The sequence below is a fragment of the Pseudoalteromonas sp. 2CM28B genome (assembly GCF_023161935.1).
In genome coordinates this window covers 89,022-107,967 of record NZ_JALNTH010000009.1, presented here as the reverse complement: position 1 = coordinate 107,967, position 18,946 = coordinate 89,022, and the positions used below count along the sequence as shown (strand labels likewise).

Below are 18,946 nucleotides of genomic sequence, written 5' to 3'. Positions count from 1 at the left end.
AAGTTACTCCTGTTTCAATGCAAGTTGAGTAACGTCTGGGGTTGTTACAACGTCTTCAATTTTTACCGCCATTCCCTCGGTAGGGTATTCAAGGGCAGAAGTAATTAGCTGTTCACCGTCATTAAGCCCTTGGTCTGCGATCACCATGCCGTTTTGTTCACGTATAATATTGAGAGTTTTAAACGACAAGGTTAAATCGTCGTTTAATATCGCAATTTTATTTTCTTTGACTAAATGATGTGGCACAACAATGGCGTTATTAACTGCACGACCTTCTATGCTAGCGTTAACATAGGAGCCAAAACGCAATGGTTGAGTTTTGTTAGCATATGGGGTTGGTAATTGTGCCACTAAGTAGCTCATACGGCTTTTTTGATCTATCACCCCTTCACTGCGTACCACTTTAGCCTGCCATGTGGTTTCTTTGCCCGCGAACTGCGCACTAAATAACACTGTTGCACCAATGCCGCCATTATTTAAGTATTGCAGTTCTTTATCGGCAACCGGTAAACGTACTTCAGCGACCGAGGTGGCACTGAGTGAACCAAAGCTATTACCTGGATTTACAACAGAACCCAAACTAATGCTGCGTGCGTTAATAATCGCGTCGTAGGGGGCTTTAATATAAGTGCGTTCTAAATTACGTTTAGCACGTTTTACACTTGCTTGCGCTGAACGATAACGTGCCATTTTCTCTGCTAATTGCGGTTTACGTAAATAAAGCGCAGAAGCGGTGATATCGCTTGAGTCTGATTTAATGCGTTCCCATTCAGCTTTAGCAACATGTGCTTGAGCACGTTCAATCTCAAGCGCTGAACTTGCTTGGGCGAGCCCAGCCTGGGCTTCAATTAAATCAGCTTCGTAATCATTTGGGTCAATTCGTGCTAAAATATCCCCTTGCTTTACGAAGGCACCTTCAACAAATTGCCCTGCAACAGAAATAACTTGGCCACTTACCTGAGCAATCAGCTCAGTGCGGTCTTTAGGTTGCACAATACCGTACGATTTAACATCGAGAGTGATTGCATCAAGGTGAATAGGTTGTGCTGCAACCAATGGGCGAGTATCTTGTTCTGGTTTTTCTTCTGGTGGTTTTTTCATTGCTGAAAAGCCCGCCGCAAGGGCGATGCCACTAACAAGGACCGCGATAGGGAGTATTATTTGTTTTTTAGTCGCCACAGGGCATTCCTTCATAAATTGTGCTGATGGGCTAATGATACGCAATAAAGTGTTTACAGTGTGTTTGAAGATGTAACAAGTCATTGCATAATGCGGTTGCAAATAGAACAAATCGCTCTGTTTGTATGCAAAACAGCAACAATAGAATTGAAATTTATTACTGAGGTTATAATGAAAACACAATCAATGGCGTGCCGTTTAGGCTGTGGAGCATGTTGTATTGCACCAAGTATTAGCTCGCCAATACCGGGTATGCCAAATGGTAAAAAGGCCGGAGAACGTTGTATTCAGCTAGATGAGCGTAATTTATGTAAGCTATTTGGTGATGAGTCGCGCCCTAAAGTGTGTAGTGATTTTAGCGCCACTTTAGATGTATGCGGGACAACCAATGAACATGCATTAACGTTAATTACAGAATTAGAGCAATTAACCTAATTTATTGTATTAAATACACATATATTTACAATTTATACGCTTGAAAAGTGTAGACACGTACTTTTTGTTTCTAAAAATAGTACTAAGAGAGTGCAAAGAAACGCTGCGCTTTAAGAGTAAGTGACTTAGACACAAAATCACTTGGTTTAGTGAGTCGTCTTTTTCTCACTTTCTTCTCATTCAATCCTCTTTGTTCATACCGTTTTTAATGATAAATGCACAAAAAGGGCGAAGAGGCGCTGGGCTTTTAGAGTACGTAAAGTAGGGTGAGCTGTGGTATAAAATTTTTAAGTCAGTTTGTTGCTAGTCTGTTTATTATTTCAATTTAAAAAACACGCTCAGCGTGGGATACACCCTCGCCGAGCTAAATTGTTACCAGCTATACGTGGCGCTTAGCGTATATTGCTCACCGCGACCCGGCGTGCCTGGAATTTCTTCAAACGACTCATCCCACAAGTTATCAGCTGCAAGACTAATAAAGAAGTTAGGCAGGGCTGGTGGAGTTATTTTTACTGTCAGTTGAGTAAATAACGCCTCGTCACCTGAACGGCGTAGCGCATTTCTATGCTGTTTACGCCATTCATTATCTACTCGAAACTCTAACATATCCGTCGGGTTCCAAATTGCACCGAGCGTTACACGATGATCAGGAAAGTTTAAGGCGTAAAAGCTAGCATCAACATTTTCAGCGCCGTAGGTTTCTGTTTTATGTAAGTACGCATAGCTGGCAATAATTTCTGCGTTATCAAATTGCTTAGTGGCTAAAAACTCAAGGCCTGTGGTATCAATATCAACAGGCTCTGCAAATCGTGCTGAGCTTGAATCAAAGTTAAATGTCCAATCGGTTAGGTTGTTATCTTTACGATAAAAAAGCGCTGAATTGAGTTGCCAGCTTTGTTGCTCGAGTAATAAGCCCAGCTCTAAGTTTTTGGTGGTTTCACGTTCAAGATTAGCGTTACTTCTGAACAACCCACCAGTCTCGCTGCCACCAATAGCAGTATAACCGGCTACTTGGCTTGCCTCGGCATACGACAAATACAATGTTCGCTCAGTGCCATCGTTATTTTGGGTATTTAAACTAACATCACCAATTAACGATAGCTCAGAATCATCACGACTGGTGTTATCAAACGCAGCCCCTAAACGCACGGTTAGTTGCTGGTTGCTTGCTAGTGCTGTTGTGTATTCAGGCAATACACTAAGCTTAAAGTAGGTACGTGAAGTAAAGTTATTTTCAAGGGTGGTGGAGTCAATACTGTCTTCTATATATTGCGCCGAGTAATTAACCGCAACTGACTTTGTTTGCGTATGACGACCTGAAATAGCCAGTGATGTTACTTGTGTTTCATGAAATGCTTGGAACGCGCTTGGGTTCTCTCTTGAATAAACATAATGGTCGTTATGCTTGCGGTAATAAGCCGATACTTCAAATTCACTGTTGGTAGCATAGGCTTGCTTATGGTTGAGCATCCATAATTGGGTTTCTAAGTCTTCGGTTTCATTTACACCAAAGGGGGTATAAAGGTTTGGCCAACCAAAAAACTTTTCTTGTAAGCCGTAAAATAAATCAGTTTGTGAATCGCTCCCAGTTAACTGCACTCTTCCAGAAGTACGAGTAAAGTCATGATCGCCAAAATCAATTGAACCATCACTTTGTGAGTGCGAATATTCACCTTCAAAACCAATACGCCAATTAGCGTTTGCTTCAATTGGAGTACTCACACCTGCATGAATTGTTTGTAGGTTAAAGTCATTTGAGCCAGCGCCCAAAGAGACACTGCCACCCGTTGTTATTGGTTTCCAAGTAAACGACACAGTACCTACCGAGCTATTCATGCCATAAAGTGCATTATCGGCTCCGGTTAATACGCTGGCACCCGTTAGCATTTGTGGTGCAATAGGAATTTCTGCAAAGTAGTGACCAGACTGCGGGTCTAGTAGAGTTGCACTGCCGACTCTAAAGCCGGTATTTTCAAAAATACCACCGCGTATCGTTACATCAGCTTGTGCTTCAGCCATATTGCGTGATTGCAAGTCAACACGCGGGTCGTACTCTAAATTTGAAATAGGCGAATCAAATGTACCAACAGGTAATGTATTGGCGGTGGGTGACGCCTCAATTGTTATTTGTTCTATGGTTGCTGTTTCTTTACTCTGCTCTGCATAAGCAACAGTTGAAATACTGGCTAGTACGGCCGGTATTATAAGGTGCGGGGCACGATTCATATCATTACTCTCATTTTATGCAATGGCGCTAACAATTAAATACCTATCATTTTTTATCACATGATAAGGTAAGCTCACTAAGCTAGGGTGATTTTGGGCGCTATTGTACATTAATGATAAAAAACTGCATTTGATAATCAAATCTAGCGTTACAAAATAGTAACTCTGCATCCTATTAATTATTTACATTGGTCACTTTATTATGCAAACACAACAACCGAGCCATTCATTAAATCAGCACACACTTTATTTTGCTGGTGGTTGCTTATGGGGCGTGCAAGAATTTATGAAGTATTTACCTGGAGTAGTGACTACTGAGGCGGGGCGTGCCAATGGCACTAGTAACACAACACAAGGTGAATACGATGGCTATGCCGAATGCGTGAAAGTAACCTTTGATAGCCAAGAAGTGACCTTAAATGAATTAATCGGCTATTTTTTTGAGATTATTGACCCATACAGTATCAATAAACAAGGTAACGATGTAGGCGAAAAATACCGCACCGCCATTTTTAGCCAAGACAGTAATCATTTAAACATCGCCAGAGACTATATTAGCCAGCGGGACGATGCAAAAAAAATAGCGGTACAAGTAGCGCCATTGACTAATTATGTCCCTAGCGATCCCGAGCATCAAGACCGTTTAACCAATCACCCTGATGATTATTGCCATATCCCGCTTGATTTATTGCACAAGTATAAATCGTGATAGCTTTAAGGGTACTCAGGCCTTTCAAAACGATATAATTTGAACGAGCCAGTTTGAAGTGTTGTGCCTTTGTGGTTTGAGTACATATAGCCTTTAAGTTCTCGGTTGTCTTTATGAATAATTAGCTTATTTGCGAAAAGTGGGTGGCTGGTGGTTATTTCCAATATCCTCTCTTTTTCTTGAATATCTTGTGGCATAAAAGAGGTGCTAATTATGTCATTGGTCTCATTTGTAAAATAATTGAAATACGACTTTTTATTGGGGTGAAATTCAATACTTGCTAGTTCTTGCTTGCCGTCTAAATTTAATAATCCTACCCAAAAACCATGTAGGCCCGTCTTTTCTATAGCAGCTAACTCATCTATTTTAGAGCGGTATTTACCTATAAATGTACGAACGGTAGATTGCCCTTTTTGTTCTTCCAATCGGTACGTTTTTGACATTACAAAATTATCGTCTGCATTAGAATAAATTTCTAACACCTCGAATGAATTATCTAAAAAGGGGCTTAAAATCAATGTAAATTGCAGATGTTCTTTATTAGGGCTAACAAGTTTGATAGTGCAATTAATGCGACTGCATTTGATATCATTATTGCTAAACGCAATTGATTTATTTCTATAAAATGCATTGGCGATACTTGCTATTATTAAACGGTGTTCTCCGTTTTCTTTAATTTCCAGTACATTGTACTCAAAATGATCTTTATAAATTCCTTGCCATATACCAGGCTTTAACTGTAGTTGAGTGCCGTACGCATGGAACGCACAAAGCAGGGGTAAAAATAAGCTAAGGGTTAGGAGCTTTTTAAATGTCACCGAAAAATTCCTTTTCTCACAAAAAAGCCCGCGAGCCTGCGGGCTTTTTAAATATTAATTAAAACTTACTGCTGCTTTTTTGGCGGGAAGTTGCTTAAAATATTGGCAACCGTTTCTTTAATAGCGGCTTCACGTTGTGATGGTGTTTGTTTTTTCTTTAAACGACCATCTTTAGCACCACGCCAAATTAATTGGTTTGACTCACGATCAATAATATCGATAACTAACGTGCCTACTTCATACTCACGTGCGCTTACATCGTGGTTAAAGCCTGTGCCCCAGTAACCCCAACGTGCACCGTAGCCTACGTTAAAGGTATCTACTTCTAGCTCTTTATCAACACTTGCATGGTAATTAACAAGTACATCAGCTTGCGCTACGTCAACCAATTGCATACCTAACTGTTGGCTTAGTTGGTTGTTTACCGCATTGCGAACGCGTTTTTCCATAAGGCCACTGATTTGGTAGTTATTCGTGTCTTTGGTTAGGCTCACGTTTTCTACCCAAGCAAACGTTTTGTAGTTACTAAAGTTTGCTGATTTATCGTAATCCCAATCGGGCGTTTGTGTACAGGCGGTAAGTAGCGCCAGTGCTGCGACAATAAATATATGTTTCATACCGTTTGCTCCAATAAAGTGCGTTTGTTTAAACTACCATGGGCGAGGGTAATTTAAAATCTAAAAATAAGTGTAGCTGGCTAAGATGAATAGCCAATTAATTCTTAGTCCAGTAGAGAGGCTTTATGTTCAACCTCAATCCAATCTTTTTCATCTACCCAGTTTTGTGCGCCGTCTTTTACTGAACGAATTGGCACAATATAATCACAACTTATTTGCGGTTTAACCGAAGCAAATATTGGCACAAAGCCAAAGCTCAGGGCGGTTTCTATAATTGCTTTTTGGTTTTGCGGATCGATATCAGCCGCTTCATCTATGTAAATAGGTATACGGTATAAGTTTTGTTCCTGATCGCTTAATAAGTAACGAATAAACAACATGCCACATAACAGCTTAATGGTGATACGCGTACCATTTGAACCAGCCGAATCTATTTTTTCAAAGTGTTCGGTTTCGCCCGCGCGGTTAACCACTTCAAAACGAATATCAAATAAATCGGTGAGGGTCAGGCCTGCTTTGTCTGAGGCGAGTTTAATTAAATGATCTTTTGCGTCGTTTACCGCACTTTCGCTGTACGGCTCATGGCTGAGTAAATCCAGGGTATCGCCTTGTTCAATTTGGTTAGATGTACTGATAATGGTATCAATGCTATCTACCAACATTTTGCGCGGGATAATATTAATTTTAAACGCTTGCAGGTTTGAAATGCGGTGCTGGCTTATGCCTTTATTAAAGCTATTCATTTCACGGCGTAGGCGGTCTAAATCTTCACGTAAGCCTTTAATCGTGGCGGCCACTTCGGTGAGGGCAACGCGACCTTGGCGCTCAACGGCATCACGTTCGTTATCAATGTTATGAAACGCGCTAATAAGTTTTTGGTATTTACTAAACTCATCGTTTTCGTTATCGAACTTGGTAATACCTGCATTGTAAATATGCATATAGGTATTACGTACATTTATATCGAAATTACGAAGCTCTTGGCAGTCTTTATTAAAGTGATGAATTAAATCACTTAAATTATCAAAATCGATTTTTATATCAATCATGTAAGGCGTCACTTTACCACTGTATAAATCTAACGTGTGGTCAATACGCTCGGTTTTAACTTGGCGCAGGCGCTCTGTTTGACGATTAATTTGCGCTTGTTTTGATTTGATTAGTGATCGTCTGTCAGCAATTGAGCCACTGTTTTTTTGAATATCTTGTAGGTAGTCGTCAACTTGTTCGCGTTCGGCTAAAAGCTGCTCTTTTAGCATCGCCTGCGCGTCAACCGATTGTTGCATCACTTCAAATTGCTCTAAGCGTTTAAGTGCACTTTCAGCACTCATAAGCTCATCGTATAGCGCGTCTTTTTCTTTTTGCTTATCTGCAACATTGGCGGCCACTTCACGCTGTTGTTTAAACTCTTTTAATGATTGCTCAAGCGCGGTTAATTGAGCACTCAGTTGCTCTTTGTTTTCGCCGCTTTGCATTTGCACAGGTGAGAGTTTTTTAAGTTTAATACTGGCACCGGGCAGGGTGAGCACACCGCCTTTCACGTTTTCACTAAGCTGTGATAAAAATTCCCCGAAAGCGTCGTCATCATCAATGGTTATATCGCCATTGCTGGTGGTGGCAAAGGAGAGAAGATCGGGGTTTAATAGCCGCGATATTTCTTCAACTTCTTTCAGTGATAAGTCTTCACGCATACGAGTGAATAAATTATATTCTAAGTTTTTAAGTTGTAACTTTAAGCTTTTAATTTGTTTTTGTGTTTCGCCAATGCGGTAATCAAGGGTGTGCAGGCTTTGCCCTTGAGCACTCGTTATTGAGTGTGACAACGACTCGTAGTCATTTTTTAACTGCGTTAAGCCGGTTTTTAGCGTGGCTTTATTAACCAGCTCAAACTCACTTTTAAGGGCGTTGTAATCTAAAAACCACTGTTCAATTTGGGTTTGTTTGCGCTCTATATCGCGTGATTGTTGTACGTATAGACTTTGTTTTTGTTCAAACTCGTGTTTTTCGTGCTCAATATCTTCAAGAGCGATGTTGAGCTCGCTTAGTTGCTCTTCCTGATACGTATCAAAATCAATCAGTGCTTGGTCAATTTTTGGCGCATAAGCGGCCAGTTTACCTTTAAGAACGGTTTGGTTTTCAAGCATAGATTCAAGGGCGGCTATGGGCTCTTGCATTGACTCGAGGGCTTTTAATTCACGTTTTGCGCGGTTTACTTTATCAAACGACCGGCGCCATACTTCGTAAAAGTCGACCTTTGAATTTGACATGTGGCGTTCAAACACACGTAACATAAAGCGCTTAACGTCGTTTGCACCTAATTTATGTAAATTAAGAATACGACGAAATATTTCTTTGTATATTGCAGAGTCTTGAACGTTGTTAAGGGGGATCATTTTTAAATTGATCTCACCATCAAATTGCGTTGCGCCGCCTGTAAGTAGGGCGTTTAACTCTTGCGCTTTAAGCTCTATCGGGTTGTAACCTTGCTGCTTTAAGTGATTAAACAGCTTGGTAAACTTAATAATGGTATTGCCTTGGGTGTACTGGGCTAAATCAAGTTTGCCTTGATAGCAAAAGTATTGGTGTGCATAACCGGCAATTTTACCTAAGCCGGCTACGCCAATGACAACTGAGCCATGGGGTAAATCGGCTTGCAATAAAATGTACGATTGATCTGATGAAAAATAAAACTTACGGGTTTCATCTAAATCGTGGCCATCCCACTCGGTAAGGCGTAAATCGTTAATTAGCGGAAATTGCAGTGCATTAATAACTGAGCTTTTACCTGTGTTGTTAGGCGCACAAATCGAGCTACTTTTATCAAGTGGGATCACACACTTTGCATAGCCTGCAGTATTAAGTAGGGCGAGTTTACTCAGTCCGTATAAGTTTTTCATTGCTCGTCCTCTCCTAAAAAGGTTTCTTCATTTACTTCCATTAAGGCATCAATATAGCGATGAATTGGCGCCTGTAGCATAAAGCCGCCTTCTACTTCGCGGGCAAGGCCTAAACGTACCATGCGTAAATACACATCTTTGCGTAAATCAGAACCCGAGAATATTTCAAGCTGATCAAATAAATGTTTATTAAGTTGTACCAAGGTTTGCATTAGCTCTAAATCGTTTGGCTCATCAAATAATGCACGCATTGGGTCTTTACCTGTGTTGGCAAAGTGTTCGATTAAAATATAAATAGTGAGCGCTATCGCGCGCGATATTTTGCCCATATTGGGGGTGCTTTCATCGCTAGCAAAATAATAAAAGCCACGACTGTCGTGCTTTAAATCATGGCCTAATGCTGTGAATAAGGCGCTGTAAGCTTCAATTTGTTGGTCAAGCTCTTGCCACATTAGGGTGTCTTGTTCGCAAATGTGGTAACCCGCGACTAATTTTTTATTAATGGCTTGTAAGTGAGAAAGCTCATTTAAGTTTATCTGTGTCATGGTGATTACTCGTGCTCGGCTTTATCAGCCTGAGGCTCTGAATTAAAGGGGTACAAAGAAAAGTGCTGGCCTGCAATGTTAACGCGGGCTTTTTTATCGCTTTGGCTAATGTGTAGGGTGTTATCGCTCACTAGCTTTTGATATAAAAACAGCATTTCATCGGCTTCAAGCTCAGGGTAGCTTTCGTCTAAAAATTGCAGCAGAGGCTGTGGTTTTTTACGCTGCTTTTTGAAGCGTTTTGCAAACTGCGCTTTTACATCGTGATAGTCAGGAATGTTTGGCGTGACAAACGCAGGCACATCGTTTTGCTCTGGTAGCTGATATTCGTGATGCTCAAACTCAGCCAGGCTTGCCATGTAGGCTACTATATGGCGCTGTTGACCCAATGAATACTTTTGCGCATCGCTTACAAAATGTGGCTGCACGGCGCTGAGCATATTATCTACCCCATTTTTACGTATTAGTCCTAATACTTTTGCTACTTGGCGGGTAACAAGGTTGTTACGGCGCAACTCTTCACGCAGTGGCATAAGCATATCGGCACTTTTTCGTAAGCTTGTCCGGCCAACTAAGTGCATTTCTAGAATGCGGGTACGCAATTGCTCAAGCATGCGTTTATCGTTGTACGCTTTGCCTGAGCGTTCAATGTGTTCTATTTGGGTGCTAATTTGTTGCTCAATAAGGGTAAAGCAGGCATGAAAGTCGCCTCTAATATCCACCATTTCCAGCATGGGTTCTATATACTCATCAAACGCTTCTATCACGGCTTTATAGCGTTTTTGTAGCGACTGCACCGCATTATTAGATTTGGCTTGCTCAACAATATTTAAAATAGCGTTTTCGTTGTGTAAAAACAGTTTGATTATTTTACGCACCCGATCATCCATAATACGGCTAAAGCGGCGTAAATCATCAAAATCTTCTATTTCACCGGCATTGAATAGCCGATTACCTAAACGGGCCAAATCATCAACCAAGACACTAATTTCTTGTGCTAAGCCTAAATGTTCTTCTTGCAGTAAAAAGGTGGCAAAGTCGGCAATGGCGCGGTTAATTTCCAGTTGTGACGATTTAGCCAGCGGAATAATAATTTCTTGATTCAATAACCGGTTGGTTTCTTTATAAATACGCTCATTATTCCACGTGGGTTGCTTTTGCTTAATGGCATTTTGAAGATCTTTAATACTAAAGTCGGCCATTTTAAAGCGCTTAAATAATAGCTCTAATACACCCCAGTGTTCATTTAGGGTATTAAGTAGCTTTTTAGCTGGGATCATAAGGCGTTGCAACTTCCTAGTATTCGTTATTTTATATTTCTCGAACTTATATGGTATTCGTTTTTGCGACGATTTAATAATAGTTTTTACACCCGCTTAGTGATAGTATCCGCGCCGAATATAGGCACATAGAGTTTGTGGGTATATTTTTTACATGGTTTCAATTTTTACTTAACCCCGAAGGTTGTTTAATATCATGGTTTCCTCGATTATCCTGACGCTGATAGCGATTGCATTTTTGCTTATCGTTATTGAGGATGTGATCCACGTAAACAAAGCAAAAACGACATTATTTTTTGGTACACTTTGTTGGATTATCTCCTTTATTTTTCCTCTTAATGGGCAAAGCCCCGAAACGATTCAAACCCTCCTAGACCACAATATTTTAGAAATTGCTTCTTTATGGCTGTTTTTAATGGCCGCAATGACCTTTGTTGCCTATTTAAACTCTAAAGGACTTATCGAAAATGTTGTGAACCGGATTATGCCAACCAGCATTAGTGAGCGTAAGCTAATGTTTTTGGTGGGGTGTTTTGCGTTTTTATTTTCATCTATTTCAGACAACGTTACGGCCACGCTAATATCACTGGCAGTGATTATGTCATTAAAGCTTGAAGCCAAAAAGTTAGTTAAGTACGCCACGCTTATTGTATTTGCTGTAAACTCCGGTGGTGTATCACTTATCACGGGTGATGTAACCACACTTATGATTTTCCTTGATGGTAAAGTATCAATTAGCAATTTATTACTGTTAATTGTGCCTGCGTTACTAAGTGTATTATTACTGGCTACTTTGTTATCAATTGGCATGAATAAGCAACTCGAGTTTAAAAAAACTAAATTTAAACGTATTGAAAAAACCGACATAACCATTGCGGTTATTTTCTTCACTACGGTGATTGCTACGCTTACATTGAGCGTTTTATACAGTGTACCGCCTCTGCTTACTTTTTTATTGGGTTTATCTATTATGTTTTTAGTCGCGCAATTTTTAATGCGCAAAAAAGACATCAACAAAGATATGATCGATTTTATACGCGACATAGAGTACGACACCTTATTGTTTTTCGTGGGTGTGTTACTGCTTGTTGGTGCGTTAAAAGAAGTTGGGGTACTGAGCCAATTTACTAATTTGTATACGGTAATGGCGCCAGAGTACGCAAACTACTTAATGGGTATTTTATCTGCAGGTGTTGATAACGTGCCACTAACGGCAGCGTTATTAAAAGCCGACATTGTAATGAGTCAACAGCATTGGTTGTCGTTTACGTATGCAACTGGTGTAGGTGGCTCTATGCTAATCATTGGCTCGGCAGCCGGTATTATAGCCATGAGTAAGGTAAAAGAGCTGACGTTTGCAAGTTACCTTCGCTTATCGCTGTATTTATTACTGTGTTACACCTTTGGTTATGCGGGCTCTTACTTAATGGGTAGTTTTATTTGATTTTAGTGTAAAACGACTTGACAGCTAGACGTCTAAACGATAACTTTCAAAGCCGCACTCTTAGTGCGGTTTTGTTTTATTAGCCACAGGTTAATAATACATTCAGAAGAGGTGCGATACTTAGGTACTTAATGTGAGGCAACGACAGCCTGCGACCATTAAGGAGGGAAGTACTCGCCGAGGAAAATAATGGGTCGTTACTATTGTTTTTCGGTTTATGGGGCTGAATCCTCAAAACTGTCACCAATTTAGGTGGAGAGCTTCTGGCAGTAGATTTTTCTTATCTTTATTTCCTGCCAAGTTCTTCTTGTTTTATTGCGGTTTGGATGCCGCGAAAGGAGACGAAATGACTACCCAATCAGTGCCACAAAGTTCACAGTGCACAAAATCAGATTACATTGTTGCCAAATTTGGTGGCACCAGCGTTGCTAACTTTGAGGCGATGAGCCGTTGTAGCGAAATTATCGTAAACGATAAAAATGTACGTATTGTTGCAGTAAGCGCCAGTGCCGGAGTGACCAATCATTTAGTGGAGCTTTGCAAAGCGGGTATTGAAGCCGCTAAACGCCAACAGCATATTGATGGTGTACTTGCGATTCAGCAGGCTATTTTAAATGACCTGTCGTTAGATGATGATTTAGCCCTTGGGTTTAATCAAACGCTTGATGCATTTCAAACGTTGGCGGCACAAACACTCAATACAGAGCAGCAGTTCGATGAGCTACTTAGCTTTGGCGAGCGTTTATCGTCGTACTTATTTACCCAAGTACTAAGGTTAAAGGGTTTAAATGCCACTCGTTTTGATGTGCGCCAGGTGCTTAAAACCGATAGCCAATTTGGTAAAGCAACACCAAATGTGGGCGCCACAGCGCAAGCCGCTAAAACACATTTAATTCCGCTGCTTGATGATAGCGTTATTGTAACCCAAGGGTTTATTGGTAGCGATGCAAACAATTTAACGACCACGCTCGGTCGAGGTGGCTCAGATTATAGTGCTGCACTGCTTGCTGAGGCTATTAACGCTAAAAGTGTGCATATTTGGACTGACGTAGTGGGTATTTTTAGCACCGATCCTCGTTTGTGTGTAAAAGCCACTCCTATTGCGCGTTTAAGTTTTGATGAAGCAGCAGAAATGGCGACCTTTGGCGCTAAAGTGCTGCACCCAGCTACAATTTTGCCTGCCAGTCGCAGCCATATTAATGTGTTTGTTGGCTCAAGCACAGAGCCAGAACTTGGCGGTACGTGGATTGAACGTGAAAAATCGCAGCTACCTGGTATTCGTGCGGTAACGCAACGTAAAAATCAAATATTATTAACCCTTAAAAGCCCAGAAATGTTATTAGCCAGTGGCTTTTTAGCGCGTATATTTACTATTTTAAGTGAGTGCAATATTTCGGTAGATTTGGTCACCACCTCTGAAATTAGTGTGGCAATTACCCTTGATAATGCGCCTAATGCATCACGTCCAGAGCTAGATCAAGCATGTTTAGATAAGCTTGCTGAATTTTGCCATGTATCGGTTGAAAACAATTTAACGCTGGTGGCATTAATTGGCTCTGAAATTGTTTTGCGCCAACATGAAATGAATTTAATGAAAGTATTAAGTGATTTTAATATTCGACTCATTTGTCATGGTGCAAGTAAACATAACTTGTGCTTTTTAGTTGAGCAAAGTGAGTCTGATGCCGTGGTTCAAGCGATTCATAGTCGATTACTAGAAAGTGATTGCGCTGCGTAAATCGTTAATAGTTATTATTGAGCACCGCCAGTCGGTGCTTTTTTTTGCCACAACGCTAATATCAAACATGTCGTTATGTGCTCCAACCACGGTATTGCTACAAGCTGTAAGCTGAGTGTTATTAAGTTCGTTAAACACATTAGGGCTTAATAATTGAGCAATGGGGCGGCTGGTGGCTTTAGCCAGCGCTTCTTTTAATGTCCAAATCCTAAAAAAATGATGTGCTTGAGTTGTTATGTTATCTGAATCGATTATTGAGCTCACTTCGGCTGGGTGGTAAAAGTGCTTAGCGAGTTTATTAAAAGGGCGCTTTAAATTAATTTTTTCAATATCAAAGCCAAAATGAGTTGATGCTACATTTAACGCTGCACCTACAAAACCATGAGAATGAGAAATACAGCAACTAATCACGCCTGTTGTATTTTTAATATGTAATTCTAATTTACTGTTATCGGGGTTAAATTCAGAACTAATATCACACAGCTTTAATGATGCGTAAGAAGAACAAGCGGTTTTTACTAGGTATTTAAGCACTAAACGTGTGGCTAAATATTCTTGTTTAGCTTGTGGGTTTTTACGCCGATTAATAATATTGAGCTCAAAAGGGCTTAAATAGTGGGGTAAATCAAATTCACCCACATTGAGGGTGGTCGCGTTAAGCAACGCAATGCAATGGCTGTTATTTGCTAAAGCGGGCGTGATTTCTAGCTGGTTTTCAAAGTAAGTTACACTCATCATTGCTCGTTATAAATGACGACCGATTACATATTTATTACCCAAAGCTGGATAGTTTGTGAGCGGTTGTTAGTTGTTGTGAGCGCTAAGTACATTTTTATTACTCAGTCGCTCTTAAATATGGTTTAATTCGCATTCGTTAAAATAATAACAGATTTGTAGGTGTATGGCACAAGTGCGTGATGGTTTTCAAAGTCGACTAGGTTTTGTATTGGCAGCAGCCGGTGCAGCGGTAGGCTTAGGTAATATATGGGGTTTTCCTACGCAGGCTGCTAATCATGGTGGCGGCGCATTTTTACTGGTTTACTTTATCGTTATTTTTTTGCTGGCGTTACCTGCTTTGTACACCGAGCTGTATTTAGGTTACAAAGCCCAAGCTAACCCCGTTAAAGCACTAAGCCAAGCATGGCAAGATCACGCCCCTAAAGTGGGAGCCGCAGCAGGCTATATTGGCCTTGCCGGTGCCATCGTTATGTTAAGTTTTTACTCAATTGTGGCCGGTTGGATGCTTTCCTACGCTATAGAGCCTATAAGTAGCTTTTTTGGCTTGCAGAGCTTGAGTGAGTTTTTACATAGTGACTCTATGTTACGTAATTTTATTTTTACGCCGCTTATGCTTATTCTAACCGCCAGTATTATTTTAAAAGGGGTGAAGTCGGGAATAGAAACCTGGTCACGCCGTTTAATGCCGCTTTTACTTGTTCTCCTCATTGGGCTTATTATTTATATTGCAACGTTAGATGGCGCAAGCGAAGGGTTTGCTGCCTATTTAGTGCCTGACTTTAGCAAAATACTCGACCCTGATTTAATTATTGCCGCAATGGGGCAAGCGTTCTTTTCGTTGTCGCTTGGGGTAGGCTGTATGATGATTTACGGCTCATATTTAAAACCCGGAGCTAACTTACCAAAATTAACCGCAAGTGTTGCGCTACTTGATACCAGCGTGGCGTTTTTGGCGGGCTTATTAATAATTCCGGCTATTTATGTTGCCCAGTACAATGGCGTTGAAGTATTTAATAACGGTAAATTAATTGGTGAGGGACAACTTATTTTTGCCATATTACCTGAGCTATTTGGCACTATGGGTGAAATTGGTTTATTGGTTGGCTTATTATTTTTTGTATTGATGTCGATAGCTTCAGTTACCTCAACTATTTCGTCAACTGAGATCCCTGTGGCATTTTTGGTTGAAAACCACAATGTAGATAGAACCAAAGCAACATGGGCAGTCAGTGCTGTTGTGCTTATTTGTGCCAGTACCATTATTTTAAACTTTGATTGGTTGTTTGGTTTAGTGATTATGGTATTTACCCAATACCAATTGCCGTTAATGGGGCTATTTTACTTTATAACGGTAGGCTGGCTATGGCAACGTGGTAATAAGCTGCACAAAGCAAGTAGTGGGCCGCACTATTGGTTTGCACAATATATTCGCTTTGTGTGTCCTATACTTATGACCTTAGTATTTGTAAATGTAGCGTTTGGTTAAAAACTTTTAAACGCGAATTTAAAAATGCCGTTTTAAAAAGCGAACTATTGGGAGTCACCCGAAAGTTCGCTTTTTACAGTTTAAATGACTTGATATTACAATACTTGATTGGTTAGCGTTTGCCCTTGAGCAAGCTCGTTTGCATTTTGTAATGTTATATTAGCGATTTCGGTTAGAGCTTCTTGAGTAAAAAAGCCTTGATGCCCTGTTATTAACACGTTTCTAAAACTCACTAAGCGAGAAAATATATCGTCTTGATTTATTTCTTCACTGTGGTTTTTAAAAAACAGCTCTGATTCTTGTTCGTACACATCAAGCCCTAAATACCCCAGTTTTTGTGATTTAAGTGCTTTAATACACGCTTGGCTGTTTACCAGCGCACCGCGCGAAGTATTAATGAGCATGACCCCGGTTTTCATTTTATTAAATGCAACGTCATCGATTAAATGATGCGTATCTTCGCTCAGCGGGCAGTGCAGTGAAATTATATCGCTTTGGGCAAGTAGGGTATTTAAATCGGTAATAGTGTAATTGCCTGGTTTTGCAAAAGGGTCACACACTAAAACGTTAGCGCCAAAACCATTTAAAATGTTACACAGTGCCAAGCCTATTTTACCGCAGCCTATAATACCTATGGTCTTGTTATGTAAGTTAAACCCAAGTAAGCCATTTAAATCAAAGTTGTCTTCGCGTACGCGGTTATAAGCTTTGTGTGTTTTACGGCTGAGGGTAAGCATAAGGGCAACACAATGCTCCGCGACTGCCTCAGGGCTGTAGGCGGGTACGCGTAATACGCTTAAGTTATGCTGTTTGGCAACGGGCAAGTCAACGTTATTAAACCCCGCACAGCGTAATAAAATAGCGCTAACACCCAATGTGGCAAGTTGCTCAATTACCGCTTTATCAACAGAATCGTTGACAAATACGCACACAGCGTCAAAGTTTTTAGCTAATATTGCCGTCTGCGCCGATAAACTTTGCTCAAAATAAGTAATAGTGATGTTAGAAAAGCCATTTAAACTTTGCTCAAAAAAAGGGCGCTCATATTTCTGAGCACTAAAAAAAGCAATATCCATTAACTAGCTCCAAGTAATCAATTATTTTATTACCATAAACTATTCTTACTATAGATGCTTCACTCTTGTTGTTTTAATTACGACAGGATTATTTTAATACAGCCGAACGGACTCCTAAACGAGCGGTCGTCGGTTTTATAACGGGCACTGATTCTAAGCAGCTTGTTATTACATTATGTAATGACTCCGGTTTAGTTCGCGGTGCATAGCGAGCAACCAGCTGCCCTTGTGCATTAACTAAAAACTTAGTGAAGTTCCATTTTATTGCTCGGTTTTGTGCAATACCCCGTGTATGAGATTTTAAATAACTAAACAGTGGATGCGTATCTGGGCCATTTACCATGACCTTATTAAACACCTCAAAATTAATTGAAAAATGTTTTTGATAATAGTCTTTAATGGCCATTCCCTCTAATGGCTCATTTTTATCAAATTGATTACACGGAAAGGCTAAAATAGTAAACCCATCGTTTTTGTATTGTTGATATAGCTTTTCTAGCGCGCATAATTGCGCAGAAAAATGACATTTACTGGCGGTATTAACAATAAGAACCGCTTTTCCTTTTAGCTGACTCAAAGAAAAATCATCGTTATTACAAAGTGGTGCGTTAAATTGATAAATACTATCCATAGATTACCTACCTAATTTCCGTATGAGGGAAATTTTAAAAGACTTTCATTCGCTTTTTTTGCGGCCGATTGACATAATCGAGCTTATGTTTCTAAGTTATCAGTTAAATAGGTCATTTTTATGTCAGTTAAAATTGCATTTATAGGTTTAGGCGTAATGGGTTACCCAATGGCGGGGCATCTAGCAAAAGCGGGGCACAGCGTATGTGTTTATAACCGCACAGCAGCTAAAGCACAAAAATGGGTTGAAGATTTTAACGGCAGTTTTGCACCTACCCCGCGTGAAGCTGCAAGTGGTGCCGATATGGTATTTATGTGTGTTGGCAATGACGACGACTTACGGTCAGTGGTATACGGCGATGATGGCGTTTTAGCTGGTATGGAAAAAAACACAATTTTAATCGATCACACAACTACTTCTGCTGAGGTAGCGCGTGAAGTTGCGGCAAAAGCGGCTTTACAGCATATCGACTTTATTGATGCGCCAGTATCGGGCGGTCAAGCAGGTGCTGAAAACGGGGTATTAACCGTTATGGCCGGTGGCAACGAAACGGTATTTGCTAAAGCACAACCTATCATGGCGGCGTTTAGCCGTTTTAGCCAGTTATTAGGGGAAGTTGGCTCAGGGCAATTATGTAAAATGGTCAACCAAATTTGTATTGCTGGTGTAGTGCAAGGCTTAGCTGAGGGCTTACATTTTGCTAAACAAGCAGGGCTTGATGGCGAAAAAGTAATAGAAACCATTTCTAAAGGCGCAGCTGGTTCGTGGCAAATGGAAAACCGCTACAAAACAATGTGGGCAGGCGAGTACGAGTTTGGTTTTGCTGTAGATTGGATGCGTAAAGATTTAGGTATTGCCCTTGATGAAGCTAAAAATAACGGTGCAACGCTGCCAATGACTGCAACGGTCGATCAATACTACGCCGATGTGCAGGCTCTTGGTGGCGGCAGGTACGATACCTCAAGTTTACTAGCGCGTATTGAAGCACTGCATAAAAAGTAATGTAATTGGTAAAAGTAAACTGTTCACAAAGAGGCTAAGAGGCGCTGCGTTTTTAGAGAAAGTGATACACATAAAAAATGAATGTTGGTTTTATGTTTTCTCATTCACCTCTCTTGTTGAGATAGTTT

General features: G+C 40.5%; 16 protein-coding genes and 1 riboswitch. Of the genes, 6 read left to right on the top strand and 10 right to left on the bottom strand.

The genetic code is table 11. From position 1 onward, the window contains the following. Positions 1 to 3: 3 nt before the first annotated feature. Positions 4 to 1,179, bottom strand: coding sequence for an efflux RND transporter periplasmic adaptor subunit (locus tag MTN96_RS14370; RefSeq protein WP_248532041.1), 1,176 nt, complete (start codon positions 1,177 to 1,179; stop codon positions 4 to 6). 171 nt (positions 1,180 to 1,350) lie between these two features. On the opposite strand from MTN96_RS14370, the gene MTN96_RS14365 reads away from it, so the two are divergent. Next, positions 1,351 to 1,614, top strand: a complete 264-nt coding sequence (locus MTN96_RS14365) for a YkgJ family cysteine cluster protein (protein WP_008109286.1) — start codon at positions 1,351 to 1,353, stop codon at positions 1,612 to 1,614. Positions 1,615 to 1,986: 372 nt separating this feature from the next. On the opposite strand, the gene MTN96_RS14360 is transcribed toward MTN96_RS14365, so the two are convergent. Beyond that, a complete protein-coding gene (locus MTN96_RS14360) occupies positions 1,987 to 3,840 on the bottom strand; it encodes a TonB-dependent siderophore receptor (RefSeq protein WP_248532040.1) in 1,854 nt (617 codons plus the stop codon). A gap of 202 nt (positions 3,841 to 4,042) precedes the next feature. On the opposite strand from MTN96_RS14360, the gene MTN96_RS14355 reads away from it, so the two are divergent. Then, complete coding sequence (locus tag MTN96_RS14355; protein ID WP_036982396.1) at positions 4,043 to 4,549, top strand: peptide-methionine (S)-S-oxide reductase; 507 nt, start codon at positions 4,043 to 4,045, stop codon at positions 4,547 to 4,549. A 5-nt stretch (positions 4,550 to 4,554) separates the two neighbouring features. Here the strand turns inward: MTN96_RS14355 and MTN96_RS14350 are convergent, their stop codons facing one another. The 5 genes from MTN96_RS14350 to MTN96_RS14330 all read right to left on the bottom strand — a co-directional run bounded on the left by MTN96_RS14350 (position 4,555) and on the right by MTN96_RS14330 (position 10,703). Beyond that, positions 4,555 to 5,367, bottom strand: a complete 813-nt coding sequence (locus MTN96_RS14350) for a methionine sulfoxide reductase (protein WP_248532038.1) — start codon at positions 5,365 to 5,367, stop codon at positions 4,555 to 4,557. A gap of 65 nt (positions 5,368 to 5,432) precedes the next feature. Further along, entirely contained in the window at positions 5,433 to 5,984 is a 552-nt protein-coding gene (locus tag MTN96_RS14345; RefSeq protein WP_248532036.1) for a DUF4136 domain-containing protein, read from the bottom strand. 104 nt (positions 5,985 to 6,088) lie between these two features. Next, positions 6,089 to 8,881 carry an ATPase gene (locus MTN96_RS14340; RefSeq protein ID WP_138626943.1) on the bottom strand — a complete coding sequence of 931 codons (2,793 nt, stop codon included), beginning with the start codon at positions 8,879 to 8,881 and terminating at the stop codon, positions 6,089 to 6,091. Continuing rightward, a complete protein-coding gene (locus MTN96_RS14335) occupies positions 8,878 to 9,426 on the bottom strand; it encodes a hypothetical protein (RefSeq protein ID WP_248532034.1) in 549 nt (182 codons plus the stop codon). The genes MTN96_RS14340 and MTN96_RS14335 overlap by 4 nt, the downstream gene beginning before the upstream one ends. A 5-nt stretch (positions 9,427 to 9,431) precedes the next feature. Further along, complete coding sequence (locus MTN96_RS14330) at positions 9,432 to 10,703, bottom strand: hypothetical protein (protein WP_248532032.1); 1,272 nt, start codon at positions 10,701 to 10,703, stop codon at positions 9,432 to 9,434. A gap of 196 nt (positions 10,704 to 10,899) precedes the next feature. Here MTN96_RS14330 and nhaD point away from each other — a divergent pair, with 196 nt between their 5' ends. Continuing rightward, positions 10,900 to 12,147 carry a sodium:proton antiporter NhaD gene (gene nhaD / locus MTN96_RS14325; RefSeq protein ID WP_036982403.1) on the top strand — a complete coding sequence of 416 codons (1,248 nt, stop codon included), beginning with the start codon at positions 10,900 to 10,902 and terminating at the stop codon, positions 12,145 to 12,147. Between the two features lie 98 nt (positions 12,148 to 12,245). Next, a riboswitch (Lysine riboswitch) is annotated at positions 12,246 to 12,418 on the top strand. A 75-nt stretch (positions 12,419 to 12,493) separates the two neighbouring features. After that, entirely contained in the window at positions 12,494 to 13,885 is a 1,392-nt protein-coding gene (gene lysC / locus MTN96_RS14320) for a lysine-sensitive aspartokinase 3 (RefSeq protein WP_248532030.1), read from the top strand. Here the strand turns inward: lysC and MTN96_RS14315 are convergent. Further along, positions 13,862 to 14,620 (bottom strand): 4'-phosphopantetheinyl transferase superfamily protein, encoded by a 759-nt coding sequence (locus tag MTN96_RS14315; RefSeq protein WP_248532100.1) that lies wholly within the window; start codon positions 14,618 to 14,620, stop codon positions 13,862 to 13,864. The genes lysC and MTN96_RS14315 overlap by 24 nt on opposite strands. A gap of 166 nt (positions 14,621 to 14,786) precedes the next feature. On the opposite strand from MTN96_RS14315, the gene MTN96_RS14310 reads away from it, so the two are divergent. Next, positions 14,787 to 16,109 (top strand): sodium-dependent transporter, encoded by a 1,323-nt coding sequence (locus MTN96_RS14310; RefSeq protein ID WP_248532028.1) that lies wholly within the window; start codon positions 14,787 to 14,789, stop codon positions 16,107 to 16,109. Positions 16,110 to 16,204: 95 nt separating this feature from the next. On the opposite strand, the gene MTN96_RS14305 is transcribed toward MTN96_RS14310, so the two are convergent. Together MTN96_RS14305 and MTN96_RS14300 are read right to left on the bottom strand one after the other, a co-directional pair. Further along, positions 16,205 to 17,185, bottom strand: coding sequence for a 2-hydroxyacid dehydrogenase (locus tag MTN96_RS14305; protein WP_036982411.1), 981 nt, complete (start codon positions 17,183 to 17,185; stop codon positions 16,205 to 16,207). Positions 17,186 to 17,273: 88 nt separating this feature from the next. After that, positions 17,274 to 17,816: a glutathione peroxidase gene (locus MTN96_RS14300; RefSeq protein WP_036982413.1), complete on the bottom strand. Its 543-nt coding sequence runs from the start codon at positions 17,814 to 17,816 to the stop codon at positions 17,274 to 17,276. A gap of 120 nt (positions 17,817 to 17,936) precedes the next feature. Here MTN96_RS14300 and MTN96_RS14295 point away from each other — a divergent pair, with 120 nt between their 5' ends. Then, positions 17,937 to 18,818, top strand: a complete 882-nt coding sequence (locus MTN96_RS14295; protein WP_069439597.1) for an NAD(P)-dependent oxidoreductase — start codon at positions 17,937 to 17,939, stop codon at positions 18,816 to 18,818. Positions 18,819 to 18,946 lie beyond the last annotated feature (128 nt).